The organism is Rhizobium sp. NLR16a (genome assembly GCF_017948245.1).
Lineage (GTDB): Bacteria > Pseudomonadota > Alphaproteobacteria > Rhizobiales > Rhizobiaceae > Rhizobium.
Genome location: NZ_CP072866.1, coordinates 112,895 through 126,990, shown reverse-complemented (window position 1 = coordinate 126,990; position 14,096 = coordinate 112,895). Strand labels below are relative to the sequence as shown.

The 14,096-nt window shown below is 61.4% G+C and carries 16 protein-coding genes; 9 read left to right on the top strand and 7 right to left on the bottom strand.

What is annotated here, in order from left to right; all coding sequences use genetic code 11:
* Positions 1–4: 4 nt before the first annotated feature.
* The 5 genes from J7U39_RS20320 to J7U39_RS20300 all read left to right on the top strand — a co-directional run bounded on the left by J7U39_RS20320 (position 5) and on the right by J7U39_RS20300 (position 5,975).
* Positions 5–1,009, top strand: coding sequence for a LacI family DNA-binding transcriptional regulator (locus J7U39_RS20320; RefSeq protein WP_210632056.1), 1,005 nt, complete (start codon positions 5–7; stop codon positions 1,007–1,009).
* A 36-nt stretch (positions 1,010–1,045) separates the two neighbouring features.
* Positions 1,046–2,338, top strand: coding sequence for a sugar ABC transporter substrate-binding protein (locus J7U39_RS20315; protein WP_210632055.1), 1,293 nt, complete (start codon positions 1,046–1,048; stop codon positions 2,336–2,338).
* Between the two features lie 92 nt (positions 2,339–2,430).
* Positions 2,431–3,372, top strand: coding sequence for a sugar ABC transporter permease (locus J7U39_RS20310; RefSeq protein WP_210632054.1), 942 nt, complete (start codon positions 2,431–2,433; stop codon positions 3,370–3,372).
* Positions 3,365–4,258 carry a carbohydrate ABC transporter permease gene (locus J7U39_RS20305; protein WP_210632053.1) on the top strand — a complete coding sequence of 298 codons (894 nt, stop codon included), beginning with the start codon at positions 3,365–3,367 and terminating at the stop codon, positions 4,256–4,258. Before J7U39_RS20310 ends, J7U39_RS20305 begins: the two co-directional genes overlap by 8 nt.
* 4 nt (positions 4,259–4,262) lie before the next feature.
* Positions 4,263–5,975: a glycoside hydrolase family 32 protein gene (locus J7U39_RS20300; protein WP_210632052.1), complete on the top strand. Its 1,713-nt coding sequence runs from the start codon at positions 4,263–4,265 to the stop codon at positions 5,973–5,975.
* 75 nt (positions 5,976–6,050) lie between these two features.
* Here the strand turns inward: J7U39_RS20300 and J7U39_RS20295 are convergent, their stop codons facing one another.
* A complete protein-coding gene (locus J7U39_RS20295) occupies positions 6,051–6,554 on the bottom strand; it encodes a ferritin-like domain-containing protein (RefSeq protein WP_097601680.1) in 504 nt (167 codons plus the stop codon).
* Positions 6,555–6,840: 286 nt separating this feature from the next.
* On the opposite strand from J7U39_RS20295, the gene J7U39_RS20290 reads away from it, so the two are divergent.
* Together J7U39_RS20290 and J7U39_RS20285 are read left to right on the top strand one after the other, a co-directional pair.
* Complete coding sequence (locus J7U39_RS20290; RefSeq protein ID WP_183704965.1) at positions 6,841–7,368, top strand: sigma-70 family RNA polymerase sigma factor; 528 nt, start codon at positions 6,841–6,843, stop codon at positions 7,366–7,368.
* Positions 7,369–7,493: 125 nt separating this feature from the next.
* Positions 7,494–8,816, top strand: a complete 1,323-nt coding sequence (locus J7U39_RS20285; RefSeq protein ID WP_210632051.1) for a cytochrome P450 — start codon at positions 7,494–7,496, stop codon at positions 8,814–8,816.
* A 41-nt stretch (positions 8,817–8,857) separates the two neighbouring features.
* Here the strand turns inward: J7U39_RS20285 and J7U39_RS20280 are convergent, their stop codons facing one another.
* The 5 genes from J7U39_RS20280 to J7U39_RS20260 all read right to left on the bottom strand — a co-directional run bounded on the left by J7U39_RS20280 (position 8,858) and on the right by J7U39_RS20260 (position 11,415).
* Positions 8,858–9,031: a hypothetical protein gene (locus J7U39_RS20280; RefSeq protein ID WP_210632050.1), complete on the bottom strand. Its 174-nt coding sequence runs from the start codon at positions 9,029–9,031 to the stop codon at positions 8,858–8,860.
* Entirely contained in the window at positions 9,028–9,180 is a 153-nt protein-coding gene (locus J7U39_RS20275) for a hypothetical protein (RefSeq protein WP_210632049.1), read from the bottom strand. The genes J7U39_RS20280 and J7U39_RS20275 overlap by 4 nt, the downstream gene beginning before the upstream one ends.
* Before the next feature lie 66 nt (positions 9,181–9,246).
* Positions 9,247–9,891 (bottom strand): DUF1109 domain-containing protein, encoded by a 645-nt coding sequence (locus J7U39_RS20270; protein WP_210632048.1) that lies wholly within the window; start codon positions 9,889–9,891, stop codon positions 9,247–9,249.
* Positions 9,888–10,436 (bottom strand): sigma-70 family RNA polymerase sigma factor, encoded by a 549-nt coding sequence (locus J7U39_RS20265; RefSeq protein ID WP_210632047.1) that lies wholly within the window; start codon positions 10,434–10,436, stop codon positions 9,888–9,890. Before J7U39_RS20265 ends, J7U39_RS20270 begins: the two co-directional genes overlap by 4 nt.
* A gap of 223 nt (positions 10,437–10,659) precedes the next feature.
* The gene (locus tag J7U39_RS20260) at positions 10,660–11,415 is read right to left on the bottom strand and encodes a Crp/Fnr family transcriptional regulator (protein WP_210632184.1); all 756 of its coding nucleotides are present in this window, start codon (positions 11,413–11,415) and stop codon (positions 10,660–10,662) included.
* Positions 11,416–11,813: 398 nt separating this feature from the next.
* Between J7U39_RS20260 and J7U39_RS20255 the strand changes: the two genes are divergently transcribed.
* Together J7U39_RS20255 and J7U39_RS20250 are read left to right on the top strand one after the other, a co-directional pair.
* Positions 11,814–12,788, top strand: coding sequence for an alpha/beta hydrolase fold domain-containing protein (locus J7U39_RS20255; RefSeq protein WP_210632046.1), 975 nt, complete (start codon positions 11,814–11,816; stop codon positions 12,786–12,788).
* A gap of 113 nt (positions 12,789–12,901) precedes the next feature.
* Positions 12,902–13,621, top strand: coding sequence for a Crp/Fnr family transcriptional regulator (locus J7U39_RS20250; protein ID WP_097601685.1), 720 nt, complete (start codon positions 12,902–12,904; stop codon positions 13,619–13,621).
* A 24-nt stretch (positions 13,622–13,645) separates the two neighbouring features.
* Here J7U39_RS20250 and J7U39_RS20245 read toward each other — a convergent pair whose 3' ends face one another.
* Positions 13,646–14,077 carry a DUF983 domain-containing protein gene (locus J7U39_RS20245; RefSeq protein WP_210632045.1) on the bottom strand — a complete coding sequence of 144 codons (432 nt, stop codon included), beginning with the start codon at positions 14,075–14,077 and terminating at the stop codon, positions 13,646–13,648.
* Between the last annotated feature and the right edge of the window lie 19 nt (positions 14,078–14,096).

Sequence of the window (14,096 nt, the reverse complement as noted above, 5' to 3'; positions counted from 1 at the left end):
TCTCGTGTCTGCTTCGCTCAACGACATAGCCGCCCGCGCAGGCGTTTCCGTCAAGACCGTGTCAGGCGCCCTGCATGGCGGCACGGCGCGCATGTCGGAGGAAACGCGTCGGCGGATCAAGGAGATCGCCGAGGAACTCGGTTATGTCACCAACTTCGCCGCTCGCAGCATGCGGCAGGGCTGGATGCCGCTTGTCGGCCTCGTCGCCGATGACCTGATCACCTCGCCTTTCGCGACGGAGATTATCAGGGGGCTCGACGGCGCCGTGCGTGCTTCCGACATGGCCGTCTTCGCCATGACGCTCGGCGGCCATCGCAGCGTGGGATCGATCCTCGATGAGATGCGGCGCTTTCGCCCGCGCGCGATTGCCTATGCCGCCATGTATCACAAGAGCATCGACCTGCCGCCCGAATTTGCCGACACGGTCGGCGTCATGATCAACTGCCGCGACGCCAACGACCGGGTGACGTCACTGGTGCCGGATGAAACGGGAGCGGCAGCCGAGATTACGGCCCATCTCATCGAGGCGGGCCGTCGCAATATCGCCTTCATCAACCTGCCGGGACTGCTCGCCGGCGAACTGCGCGAACTGGGTTTTCGCCAGGCGCTCGATCACGCCGGCATCGGTGGGGCAGGGGCCATCGTGTTGCCCGCCGTCAGCAAGGCCATCTACAGCGACCGGGCACACAGCCTTGTCCCTCAGCATGTGCATGATCTCATGACGGGTCCGCGACGTCCCGATGCCATCCTGTGCGGCAATGATCGCGTGGCGATGGAGGTCTATGCCGCCCTGCGCCGTTCGGGCGCGACCATTCCCGATGATGTCGCCGTCGCGAGCTTCGACAATCAGGTCGAGATCGCCTCGCGTCTCGATCCGCCGCTGACCACCATGGCGCTTCCCCACCGCGCCATGGGCCGCCAGGCCGCGCACATCCTGCTTGCCGAACACCGGCCCCCGGCCGGGGTGCAGAAACTGCCGTTCCAGTTGGTGGAGCGGGCATCCGTGTAAATTGAGGAAGGCCCATTCAATTGAGGAGGATTTCTAATGGGTAAACGTTTACTTCAGTCCCTGATCCTGTCGTCGGCACTGGCCGCCACATGGGCTGTCGCAGCCGAGAAGACGGCGATCCAGGTCATGCATCAGGGCGATCCCGGTTTTGTCGCCGCCTATGGCAAGGTGGCCGAGCGCTTCGAGGCCGCCAATCCCGATGTCGATGTCCAGTTCATCTATGCGCCGCACGATGCCTATAACGAGAAGTTCAGCGCGGCCGTCATGGCCAAACAGCTGCCCGACATCATGGAACTCGATGCGCCGTTCCTCGCCAATTATGTCTGGTCGGGTTATCTGCAGCCGATCAAGCCGCTGATCGACAAGGATCTGCTCGACGACATGACGGAGTCCAACATCGCTCAGGGCACATACCCGATCGACAAGGATCTTTATGCGATCGGACTGACGGACTCTTCCGTCGTTCTTTACGGCAACAGGAAATATCTCGAAGCGATCGGCGCCCGCATCCCGAAATCCGTCGACGACGCCTGGACCCGGGAGGAGTTCGAAACCTATCTCGAGAAGCTTTCGAAGCTCGAAGGCGTGAAGTGGCCGATCGACACCTTCCGCGGCTACGGCATCAAGACCGAATGGATCACCTATGCCTATGGCCCGATCCTGCAATCGGCCGGCTGTGACCTGATCGACCGCAAAGCCTGGAAATCCGAGGGCACGCTCGACAGCGACGCCTGCGTCGATGCGCTTGCGATGATGCAGAAATGGGTCAAGAACGGCTGGGTCGTGCCGCAGTCGGCCGGCACCAACCAGTTCTATGCCGAAGGCAATCCCGCGGCCCTGGCGCTCGGCGGACATTGGGTCTATGCGGAGGCGGTAGCCGCCATGAAGGACAACCTCGTCGTCCTGCCGCTGCCCAAGTTCGGGACAAAGGGCGCGAGCCCGAACGGCACCTGGATCTGGGCGATTACCAAGACTTCAAAACATCCCGACATCGCAGCCAAGTTCATCAGTTTCCTGCTGAAGGACAAGGAATATCGGGCCTATGTGGCAAGCCAGTCCGGCTACCCCGGATTGAAGAGCTTCGCCGCCGAATCTCCGCTCTATGCCAATGGCGGCCCGATGGCCATCGCCTTCGAACAGGCGTCGAAGACGGCTGTCGCGCGCCCGCCGCACCCCGCCTATCCCACAATCACCTCTGCCTTCATGCAGGCTGTCGACGAGGTGTTCAATGGCGGCGATCCCAAGGAGGCGCTCACATCAGCCGCCAAGAAGATCGACGAGGATATCGAGGACAACGATGGATATCCGCCGTTCGGTGATCAGGAATAACAGCCAACGGTGCCGGTCCATCGAAGCCTTGCGACGTGTCCACCACGTTGCAAGGCGGGACCGGCACTCGAGGCCTGGAGAGGAGGAATGCCATGGTCATGCAACAATCGACACCGTCGTCGACAACAGTGCGAAAGACTCCGGCGCGCCGGCATGACACGGGACGGCTGATGCAGGAAGCGGCGATGCTCGCGCCGGCGGTCATCCTGCTGACCCTCTTTCTGATCGTGCCGTTCCTGCTGTCCTTCTGGACGGCGATGACCAACCAGCCTCTCGTGCCGCGGCCGACGCCCGTCCGGTTCGTCTGGTTCAACAATTTCATCCGCATCTTCCAGGACGATCTTTTCTGGACCGCCCTCTGGAACGTCTCACGCTTCACCTTCTGGATCATTCCGGTGCAATGCGGCCTGGCTTTTGCAACGGCCCTGCTGCTCCATCAGAAGCTGCCGTTCCGCAATCTGCTGCGCGGCATGTTCTTCCTGCCGGCGATCACGTCGATGGTCGTAGTCTGCGTCATCTGGGGAACCCTATTCCAATATCCCACGGGACCGTTCAACCAGATCCTCGGCTTTCTCTCCGGGGGCGCGATCCAGCCGATCGATTGGCTCGGCGATCCCGAATGGGCGATGTTCTCGCTCGTTCTGCTCTCGGCCTGGCAGGCCTATGGTTTCCAGATGATCGTCTACCTTGCCGGGCTTCAGGGAATCCCGGACGAACTCTACGATGCCGCAAAGATCGACGGCGCCAACGCCTTCCGACGCTTCTGGCATGTCACCATGCCCGGCCTGCGGCCCACCCATGTCTTCGTCCTCGTGATCACCACCATCCAGGCGTTCAAGCTCTATACCCAAGTCGCCATCCTCACGCAGGGCGGGCCGAAGAGCAGCACCGAAACGGTGGTGCATTACATGGTCCGCGCCGGCTTTGAGGAGCAGAAGATGGGCTATGCCTCCGCCGTCTCGGTCATCCTGTTCGTCATCGTTCTCATCATCGCGCTGATCCAGCGCCAGCTCCTGAGGCGCTTCGATGTCTGATATCGCTCTCTCGATCCCGCAGGCCCGCGCTGCGCGGCCTCGCTCCGTCGCAAGGGTTTTGCGCACCATCCAGACGGTCTCTATCTTCATTATCGCCCTGGTAATCGTCTCTCCATTGCTGCTCCTGGTCGTGGCGAGCCTCAAGGACGATCGGTTCCAGATCCTGGCCGACATGGGCAGCTTCCGGGCCTTCTGGGTTTCGAACCCGACGCTCTCCAACTATGCGGAGGTCGGCCACCTCTCGGGCGAACTCGCCTTCGGCCGTTACCTCATCAACTCGCTGATCATCCTGGTCACCACGGTCTGCTCCGGCCTGATCGTCAATTCGATGGCCGGTTTCGTCCTGGCCTGGGGATCGCTCCGCGGCCGGGCGGTGATCCTGGCGGTGGTGATCGCGCTCTATGTGATCCCGCAGGAAAGCATCATCATGCCCCTCGTGATCATGGTATCCAGGGCGGGAATGTCCGACACCTTCGCGGTGCAGATCGTGCCTTGGGTCGCGAGCCCGCTCTACATCTTCCTGTTCTACCAGTTCTTTACGCAACTGCCGAAGGAATTGCTGGAAGCCGCCGAGATGGACGGCGCCTCCTTTTTCCGGGCCTACCGCTCGATTTTCCTGCCGCTCAGCCTGCCGGCGCTTGCCACCGTATCGATCCTGATGGGCATCGAGACCTGGAATCAGTATCTCTGGCCAATCCTCGTGACGCAGACGGATTATGCCCGGCCGATCGCCGTCGCCATCGCGACCTTTTTCGGGCAGGACAGCATCTACTGGGATCGCGCGATGGCCGCCTCCGTTTTGATGATGATCCCGATCCTGGGGCTCTACCTCGTTTTCCAGCGCTGGTTCGTGAGTTCCTTTATCGGCTCTGCCGTGAAAGGTTGAATTGATGACAAGACAAGTGATGTCTCCGTCCGATGAAGGCGGGCTGGAGACGATCAGCGCCGTCCTGCCGGCGGGGAGCACGATCCATGCCTGGATAAAGGCCTCGCATGGTGGCGCGCCGGGAAGGCTGAGCGCACATGTCGACGGCGATCCGGCCGGTGCTGTCGAAACGTCAAATCCCCATGAATTCGAGTTTCGGCCGCTGACGCTGGAAAGCGGCGGAGAAACTGCCTTCTCCTACGACCCTGTCACAACCGAAGTCTCGGTTCTCTATGCCTTCCGTCAGTCCCGCGTTCATGATGAGGGCGTAAGGCTGCTGCATGTCAGGCCTGCCAATGCCGCGCCCGAGGCTGCCGGCGGCTATCATTTCCGCCCACCTTTCGGCTGGATGAACGATCCCAATGGGTTTGGAAGGTTCGGCGGCAGGGTGCACCTGTTCTACCAGCACTATCCTCACAGTCTTCGGTGGAACAACATGCATTGGGGGCATGCGGTCTCGGAGGATTACCTTCACTGGACGCATCTTCCAATCTTTCTTCCGCCTTCGGACGAGCTCACCGCGCGGGCCGATGGGCGCGGCGGCGCATTTTCCGGCTCGGCGATCCCCGTCGATGGCGCCGGCATTCGCATCTTTTTCACCGAGCATCTGAAGGACCGGCAGCCGGAGGAGCAGGTTCAGTTCACGGCCACCAGCCGCGATCTTGTCAACGTTGAACCGGCAAGCCTGATCCTGCCGGGGCGCCCCGCCGGGCTCGGCCTGACGACCGACTTCCGCGATCCCTATGTCTTCATGGGTCCGGACGATAAATGGAAGATGCTGCTCGGCACGCGGGACCGCGAGGGCGGCGTCATCCTGCTTTACGAAACGGACGATCCGGCTGCGGCAACGGGATGGACCTTCCTCGACATTCTCCATCGCGAAAACCGCTTCGGGATGACGGCGGCGGAGTGCCCCTGCCTGGTGCCTCTCGACGGTCCCGCGAACGACCCGTCAACGCGCTGGGCCCTGATTTTCGGTCTTCTCACAAGCCGCGACCCGGCAACGGGCCGGCGCAATATGACGATTGCGACCGTCGGCCATTTCGATGGCCGCAGCTTCTCCGTGGAATTCGAACAGGAACTGGATTTCGGCACTGACGCCTATGCCTTCCAGTCCTTCGTCGATGATAGGGGTCCGGTCGGCATCGCATGGCTCGCGAACTGGACCGATGTCTCCAAAGACCTCGATATGGCGACGGCGATGACGCTGCCGCGCCGGTTGGCATTGCGTGGCGGAGCGCTGATCACGCCGCCGGTTGCCGGCGTGGAAAGCCTGCGGCAACGCCGGCTGGATGCCGATGGCCTTCTGAACGGCCGGGCTGTCGACCTCGCCAACGGCGCCGTCGAAATCCTGCTCACCCTCCAGCAGGCGGGCAACGCGTTCCGCCTGACGTTCGAACATCCGCAGGCGGCGCTCGAGGTCCTGTTGAACGACGATGGGCTGAGCATTCCCTTTTCGGTGGCGAATGCCAAGGTGTCGCCACGCTACATCGCCGCCGGCGCGCGCCCGTCGACCATCCGGATATTCCTCGATGCAGGTTCGATCGAGGTCTTCGCCGACGATGGCCGCTGGACCGGAACCAAGCGGCTGCCCGGCTTCAGCGGGGTAAGCTCGGTGCGTCTCATCGCGCCCCAAGGGAATCTGCTTACCGCCGAAATCTGGCAACTCAGTCTTTGATCTGCGAGGCAGCCCCGGGAAAAGCACGGCCGCCGAGGCGGCGGCCGTTGCGAATGGACACCGCGGTCGAGCGGCTCAGGCTGCCTTGCCTTTGCCCTTGACGTTGGCCGAGGACTCGGCGAGCTGCGTGAGCTTCTTGTCAGTCGCCTCTTCTTCGGCAAGCGTAGCCTGCAGCAGTGGCACTGCATCCTTGAGGCCGAGCTGCTTTGCCCAGGCGATCAGCGTGCCGTAGCGGGCGATTTCATAATGCTCGACGGCCTGTGCGGACGAAATCAGACCAGCATCGAGGGCGACCGTGCCCTTGAATTCGTCCATGATCTCCTCGGCTTCGGCGATGATGCCCTGAATGGCCTCGCAGGTCTTGCCGCGTGCCGGTTTGCCGACCATCTCGAAAACCTGTTCGAGGCGCTCGACCTGCGCCTGGGTCTCGTCGCGATGCTGCAGAAAACCGGCCTTGCCCTCTTCCGATTGCGCGGCGCGGGCCATCTTCGGCAGGGCCTTCAGGATCTGCTTTTCGGCGTAATAGATGTCCTTGAGAGTATCGAGAAACAGATCGTTCAGAGTCTTCTCGGTTGCCATTTAATCCTCCTGTGGCGTGTCGTGACGACAATCAACTCTCGCATCGGTCGGATGTTCCGATCGGAAATATGACGCCCCCTTGGGCGGGGGCGTCATCTCTGTCCGGCCAAGGAAGAGACCGCCCGATCGAGAGTACCGGGACGGCGATCACCGAACGATTGCGGGAGGCCGTTGTTCCCGTCCTCGAGCCGGCGAGCAGTCGCCGGCCAAGCCGGGACTTTTGTCCGGTATCGTACGGCAACGAATAGGGAGCCAGCGACTTTCCTTCTCATCCCAGGAGAGAAAAATGGCTTCCTCGTCTTCAGTACGCCCCGCATCGCATTGCAAAGAAAAATCCGCGATCGAGCGGGAGATCGTCGAGCTGACACCAGCATTGCGCGCCTTTGCCCGAAGGTTCCTGCGCAGCGATGATGACATCGACGACCTTGTTCAGGAAACCCTGCTGAAGGCGCTGAACTCGCTTCACCTCTACCAGCCCGGCACCTCGCTCAAATCCTGGCTTTTCACCATTCTGCGAAACACCTTTTGCACCAATTATCGCCGGAAGAAGCGCGAGCCGGCCGGAATGGACGCGGCGATGGAACAGGTGGCGATCGCCCCGACCCAGGAGTGGGTACTGCGGGAACATGAATTGCAGCGGGCGTTGACGCGTCTTTCCGACGACAGGCGCCGGGCTCTGACATTGGTGGCTGCCGGAACGAGCTATGAAGACGCCGCCAAAATGTGCGGGTGCCGGATCGGCACGTTGAAAAGCCGGGTGAGCCGCGCCCGCGAGTGCCTGATTGCGATGCTCGGAAACCATCTCGTCGATTGAGCGGCTTGCGCCGGTCCGCTTCGCCTTGAGCGGAACAAACGGTCGTGGTCCTGGGTCCAAACCAAATCGATAGGATCGGCAGATCGAATCGATATGGGCCAACCGCCGGGCCAGGCTGAAGAGTCATGAACGCGCGAAGCCACGCCATCTTTCTCAGAGTTAATCGCGCCGGGTGGCTCGATACGCTCCGCGTATTGACGGCGGTCGTGGCCCCAACGGTTGCCAAGGGCATCATCATTCGCCGCCCGACAATGGAGCGTCTGGCGGAGCGGCAAGGCTTCGACAGAACCGCCGTGGAACAGATGCAGCGGCTGAGAAACAAATACGGGCCGGCTCCTCTTCTGCTGCCCATCCCATTGCGACCACAGCTGCTGATCCTCGATCCGGCCGATGTCGCCGCGGTGCTTCAATCCTCGCCCGAACCCTTTGCCGCGGCGACGACGGAAAAGCATGCCGCCCTTGTTCACTTCGAGCCGAGAAACGTCCTTATCTCATCGGACTCTCGGCGCGCCGAGCTTCGGCCTGCCCATGAGCACGCTTTGGCAGCGGCAGACCGGCTGCATCCATATATGATGCATTTCAAAAATATCGTCGACGAAGAATTCCTGCAGGTCCTGAACTTACCCCGTGAGCTCGACTGGCCGGCCTTTTCTCAGGCCTGGTTCCGGATCGTCCGGCGAATTGTCCTCGGCGAGCGAGCGCGCAACGACGTCACATTGACCGAGACCTTGAACGAACTTCGAGGCCGGGCGAACTGGGCATTTGCCGCCCCGGTCGATCAGCGCAAGCTTGCTCGGTTTCACGACCAGGTCGGCCGCTATCTTCGAGAGCCGGAGAAGCACAGTCTTGTCAATCGGTTTCCCAGAGGCGATGAGCTTGCTCCGGAAAACCAGGTGGCCCAATGGCTGTTCGCCTTTGATGCAGCCGGAATTGCCGTTATGAGGACGCTCGCCTTGCTGGCCTGCCATGTGAGCTACTGGGGCAAAGCCGTGGAAGAGGCCATCGGCGGGGATCTCGATCGGCCCTTCACACGCAGTTGTCTGCTGGAGGTCTTGCGTCTCTGGCCGACGACGCCCGCCATCCTCAGGCAGCTGACCAAAGATATCCAATCAGGCGACAGGGTCATCGCTCGCGGCACGGGCGTCATCATCTTCGTCCCCTTCTTCCATCGAGACCCCGCGCTCCTCTATGCCAATAGGATGGAACCGAGCATCTGGGGACAAAACGATGCGTTGCCTGCCGCCGGTCTCGTGCCTTTCAGTGCCGGGCCTATCATATGCCCGGCACATAATCTCGTACCGACGATTGCAAGCCTTGCCGTCGGCACGTTCTTGTCGGCCGCCGAGATTGTGCTGCTGCATCCCTCTTTAGACGTCGCCAATCTTCCCGGAACTCTCAATCACTATGGCATCCGGCTGAAGCTGATTGCGCGGCGCAGGGAGAAATAGATGCTGCCTCAATGGCCGCGGCACATTCAGGTCGCGCCGGCTCACAGCCTTTGCATGACCCCGTAAACGAGGATCAAGACGTAGAGCAGAAAGGCGATAGCGACCACGGTCGCGATCACAGCAATGACCAGCCACAGGCTTTTCAGCGCATCCCGCTGCGCTTCGTCGCTCGGCCGGTCCAAGCGGATCGGGTCGTCTTTCGGCCACTTCGTCAAGGATTGGCTTCCGTTGAAGATTGCGTGGGCTGACCGCTTATGCTGATCGAGTTCCACGAGAGCGTAGCGCCGAACACGATCACGAGCCCGACCAAGAGAATGGCTCCCAAATAGATCATGAAAGCGCGACGGTCCGATTCCTGGCTCATCTTCTCTCCTTCGGTCCTCGAACCAAGGGAAACCCGGAATGTTCCAGATCAAGAAATCGAGAGGGGTCACCAGCGGAGCAGGCGGGGTCCGGTGACGGCGCCGACAGCGCCGATGAGCAGGATGCCGAGCGTATACCAGATCAACACGAAAGGCATGCCGTTTTCGGTGCAGAACCAGGAATAGACCCAGGCTCCGGCTGCTCCCGCGGCAATGCCGGCGACGAAGCCGGTCAGCCGCAGATCGACAGGCGCCGCGCGGCGCAGTGCCCAGACCGTGCCGGCATAGACCGGGATCGCAAAGCCTGCGATGAGCAGCGGGCAATGCAGCGCCGAGGACCCGACGATCAGCAATCGATAGTTCTCGCTCGGTGCCATCAGGAGCTGGGTGGCCGCGACGGCCGTCATGGCAGCGAAAATCACGGCAAGCAGACCGAAAAAGCGACCTTCCGAACCGTCGGGGCGGGAAAGCCGAAAAACGGCTGCAAAGGCGGCCGCCGCAATCAGCGCGTTATAGGCCGACTTGATCCAGAAGACCGGCAGCCTCAATACGTCGGGCATATCGACCCGGGGGCCGAGAATGATCAGCATCAGCAGCAGGGAAAATGCGAGGGCGGGCGCTATGCCGAGTGCAAAGCGGCGCCCTAGCGCGTTGCGCGGCACCGGCTCCAGGTCGCTTGCCAATCGTTCGATGATATCGTCCGTCTTTGTCACGATGTGCCTCGCAATCTCTCTCCGAGCGCCTTGAGCGCCCGATGGATGCTGACTTTCACCGCCGATTCGGACTGGCCGGTGCGGTTTGCGGCGTCGGCGACCGAGCCGCCCTCGAGCTTCACCTGGCGGATCAGTTCCTGCTGTCTCGGCGGCAAGCCGTCGAGCAACCGCTCGACATCCATGCGGGCAGTCAGCCTATCCTCGCTGAAGTCGCTTTCGATCTCGTCATCAAGCTCGGTCTCCGCCAGCCTGCGTCCGCCGCGGCCGCGATGATGGTCGATCAGCTTGTAGCGGGCGATCGAGAAAAACCAGGCAGTAAAAGGTCTCGTCCGGTCATAGGTGGATCGCCGGGAATGCAGTGCCAGCAACGTCTCCTGGACCAGATCTTCCATGTCCGCCCTCGTTGCCGCAGCCATCCTGCGGCTGTAATAGCCGACAAGCAGCACGCGCAAAACCGTCAACAAACGCCGATAGGCAGCCTCGTCCCCGTCGAGGGACAGAAGCATCAATGCTTTCAGGGCTTCTTCCGAATGGGCGGTCGTCATGCTGTCAAAGAGCTCATTCGTAAAAGCAGACAATCGGTTACAGTTAAAACCAAGGATTTTTGCAATACAGCTCTATAGCACATGCACGTGAAGCTGTAACGCATTGAGACGCGCAGCTGAAAGCATCGTGCGAGTGGGTCGAGCCGATCCCCATTGGGCGGTCGCGGGGCGAATTTCCGGGGTCGTGGAGAAGAACGGTGTACCGGATTTGGCTGGCGCTGTTTCAACCAGCGTGCGATGACCCTACAAAAGTCTGTCGCTTCGATTTTCTGAGAGGTCCAATCAACCGCTCATATTCCTCCTCCGCCCTGCCGTAGGCGTCGGCGGCAAATTCCTCCAAGCCAACGCGATCTCTGACAATGACCAGGCCGCGGACCGAGCGGATGAAATGGTTGCCCTCGAGCAGATGGAGCGCCGTGGTGACGCTCGGCCGTCTGACTGCCAGCATCAGAGCGATGAACTCATGGGTGAGCGCGAGCTTGTCGCCGTCAATGCGGTCGTGGCACATCAAGATCCAGCGAGCCAGCCGCTCATCGATCCCGTGGATCGCATTAGAAAGCGCTGTGAACCCGGCCTGGGTCGCAAGGATGTGCGTGCTCTTGTGCAGCAGGCTGGTAAACACCGGCTGCGTTTTCATCAGATCCACAAGCTTGTCCTGCCGCAGCCGGTAGGCAAAACCCGGCACCTGGACGGCGACCTCGGTGACGCTGATTCCTCCGTCTATCGCTGCCGCCGTGGGTGCAAACCCGTCACGGCCGAACAATCCGGCCTCGACGCGGTTTCCCTCCGGCGAAACATTGATGATCGAACCTACGCCCGAGCACGGGAAATAAGCATAGTCGATCGTTGCGCCTGCTTTAGCCATGAGAAAGCCGCGAGGGGTGTCGCAGGGTTCCAGATCAGCAACGACAGCTGAAAGCTCCTCCTGAGGCAAGAGGGCGAATAACCGGTTTTCCCTGGTCGGTGTCGTTGCTGCCAATGCTCGCCCTCCGGAAGTGTGGGTTGGGCGCAGTCTGATGGTTTCAGGTGCGAAATACTGACTCGCTAGGCGGCTCTCCCACACAACTCACCAGCCCGCTCTTGGTTCCGGATTTGCGCGGAATCGACGAAAGGAATGTTGCCGGACTTGCCGGCCGGCCTCGATCTCCGGATTGTTGTCAATCCGCTTCAACTTCCCCTGGTTCGCGCGCGTATGCAGCTCAAATCTGTCCTCGTTTCGGGAACCGACTCTCGGTCCGGTCGTTCGGGCGCAATCGCCTGCTTCAACCGAATAAACACGGAGAACAATGATGCGGCTGATGCTCAACCTTTCCCTTCTCTTCCTGGCCGCGACGCCTGCCTTTGCTGCCGATGAAGCCTGATAGCGAAGTGACGGACATGACCCCTCGAACAGCATCGGGCCTGCGGCCGGCGCCGTTCACTTCCCGCGAGATCGGCGCCGCCCGCAGGCTCAATGCCTTGCTGCGCTTCCTTCCCAGCTATCATACCGATAGGCGCTGGAACGCCAAAATCGTGCAGACCTCAATTCGCGTCGCGCAACTGCTGGCTCCAGACAGGCTGCTGCGCCGCAGGCACGTTGTCACCCGCATTGTCACAGCCGACGGCAGACGGATCGGCTTGAGGTTGATGCTTCCGAACGGAGCCCCGCGCGGCCTCTATGTCCATTTCCACGGCGGCGCCTGGGTGATGGGCAACGCCCGGCTTGACGACCGCATCACCCGCCCAATCGCCAGAGACTGTCGAATACTGGTGGCCGGCGTCGATTTTCATAACGCCGCCGACGACCGGCTGGACCTCTCTCTTCAGGACAGCAAGGTCGCGATCGAATGGCTCGTCGATCATCTCGCCGAGTTTGAGGTCGAGCGGATTATCGTGGGTGGCGAATCCTCGGGCGCGCATCTCGCCGCGGAGGCGCTTCTTCACCTTCGCGAGCGCGGCAAGGCGGAGAGGGTTGTCGGATTTGTTTCCATGTGCGGTGCTTTCGATCTCGGCGGGTCGCAAAGTCTGCGGCTCTCGACCGGCAGAAGCCTGGTGATCGATGGGCCATCGGCGCTGCGCAATTTGCAGCGACTGACGCCAAGCCTTTCCGGGCGCGAGGCGAAGGGTCCGTTGTTTGCCGATCTCTCTGGCCTGCCCCCCGCCCTGCTGGTCGCCGGAGCGCTCGATCCGATCCTCGACGACAGCATCTCGATGTATGAGCGATGGCAGAGCCAAAGCGGCAATGCCGACTGCGTCATCTTCCCGGAGGCCCCGCACGGCTTCAACCGATTGCCGACTAGGCTGGCGGCCCGAGCGAACAGCCTTGTCAGAGCCTGGATATCGCAGAGGCGCCTTGGCGCGAATAGTGGCTGATCCTGCGCAGACCTCCGATTCTGTACGCTATTGCACAATGTATTGCTCAATGATTCGAGATGGTTAGGTTCGCCCGCAGCAAGGGTCGGAATAACACCGATGCGCGGACGGACATGGATGACCAACAATTGATTTTTCGGAATGAACTTTTGCGCGCCATGGGCCCGCAGGAGCAGCAACTCCTGCTGCCGCATCTGGAGCCTGTCGACCTTGAGGTGCCCACGATCCTCGAAATGGAGAATAGCCCGGTCAGCGACGTCTATATTCTCGAATCAGGGCTCGCCTCGATCGTGGCGAGATTTCCAGGCGGGCGCGATATCGAAGTGGGCATCGTCGGCCGCGAGGGCATGACGGGGGCGGCCGTCATTCTCGGCGGCAATCAATCCGCTAACCGGACGTTCATGCAAGTCACCGGCCATGGCTTCAAATTGCCGGCATCGACCCTTTCCGCGGCGATGGAGGAAAGCCGTCCCTTACGCAGCCTACTTCTCGCCTATGTCCAGGCGCTGCTCGCGCAGACGACGTCTACGGTGCTCGCCAACGGCCATGCCAAGCTCGAGGAGCGGCTGGCGCGCTGGCTGCTGATGGTCCATGACAGGACCGACGGCGCGACCATCTGGCTGACGCATGAGTTTCTGGCGGTGATGCTGGGCGTGCGCCGCGCCGGCGTTACGGTCGCGCTGCACCTGCTGGAAGGCAAAGGCCTGATCCGGTCCACGCGCCGCCAGATCGTCATCCTCAACCGGCGGGGATTGATCGAAGAGGCGCACGGATCTTACGGCGCTGCCGAAGAAGAATATCGGCGGCTGATCGGCAAGGATCTCGCCCGCTGAAAAGCATGCCGCCGCGTGAGCGCCTCAGGACCGCTCCCTCCGCTCCTTCTCGGAGGCATGCCAGGCTCTGTCGATACTGCCTTCCTCCGCCTTGTGAAAGAATTGCGAGCAGACGAGCCAGCCTTTCAAAGGCCTCAGAATGAGAATGCAGGCGATGACGCTGAGGGGCAGGCTGACGATGAGATGCACCCAGATCGCCGGCTCGAACGTGAATTGGAACCAGAGGGCAAAGGCGAGCGCCGGAACGGCGACGATCGACATCGCGAAGAAGGCCGGCCCATCCGCCGGATCGGCGAATGAATAATCCAGGCCGCAGACTTCGCAGCCTCGGGCGAGCGTAAGATATCCGGAAAACAGATGACCCCGCTGGCACCGCGGGCAGCGTCCCAAAAGTCCCGTGAGGGCAGGGTTCGTCGTTACCTGATAATTGGTGGGAACTTCTTTTTCGGGCTCCATTTCCCTCGAACCGCGCCCG

Coding starts and splice junctions, on each gene's coding strand:
- J7U39_RS20315 (WP_210632055.1), top strand. CDS start 1,046: ATGGGTAAACGTTTACTTCAGTCCCTGATCCTGTCGTCGGCACTGGCC.
- J7U39_RS20310 (WP_210632054.1), top strand. CDS start 2,431: ATGGTCATGCAACAATCGACACCGTCGTCGACAACAGTGCGAAAGACT.
- J7U39_RS20305 (WP_210632053.1), top strand. CDS start 3,365: ATGTCTGATATCGCTCTCTCGATCCCGCAGGCCCGCGCTGCGCGGCCT.
- J7U39_RS20300 (WP_210632052.1), top strand. CDS start 4,263: ATGACAAGACAAGTGATGTCTCCGTCCGATGAAGGCGGGCTGGAGACG.
- J7U39_RS20295 (WP_097601680.1), bottom strand. CDS start 6,554: ATGGCAACCGAGAAGACTCTGAACGATCTGTTTCTCGATACTCTCAAG.
- J7U39_RS20290 (WP_183704965.1), top strand. CDS start 6,841: ATGGCTTCCTCGTCTTCAGTACGCCCCGCATCGCATTGCAAAGAAAAA.
- J7U39_RS20285 (WP_210632051.1), top strand. CDS start 7,494: ATGAACGCGCGAAGCCACGCCATCTTTCTCAGAGTTAATCGCGCCGGG.
- J7U39_RS20275 (WP_210632049.1), bottom strand. CDS start 9,180: ATGAGCCAGGAATCGGACCGTCGCGCTTTCATGATCTATTTGGGAGCC.
- J7U39_RS20265 (WP_210632047.1), bottom strand. CDS start 10,436: ATGACGACCGCCCATTCGGAAGAAGCCCTGAAAGCATTGATGCTTCTG.
- J7U39_RS20255 (WP_210632046.1), top strand. CDS start 11,814: ATGACCCCTCGAACAGCATCGGGCCTGCGGCCGGCGCCGTTCACTTCC.
- J7U39_RS20250 (WP_097601685.1), top strand. CDS start 12,902: ATGGATGACCAACAATTGATTTTTCGGAATGAACTTTTGCGCGCCATG.
- J7U39_RS20245 (WP_210632045.1), bottom strand. CDS start 14,077: ATGGAGCCCGAAAAAGAAGTTCCCACCAATTATCAGGTAACGACGAAC.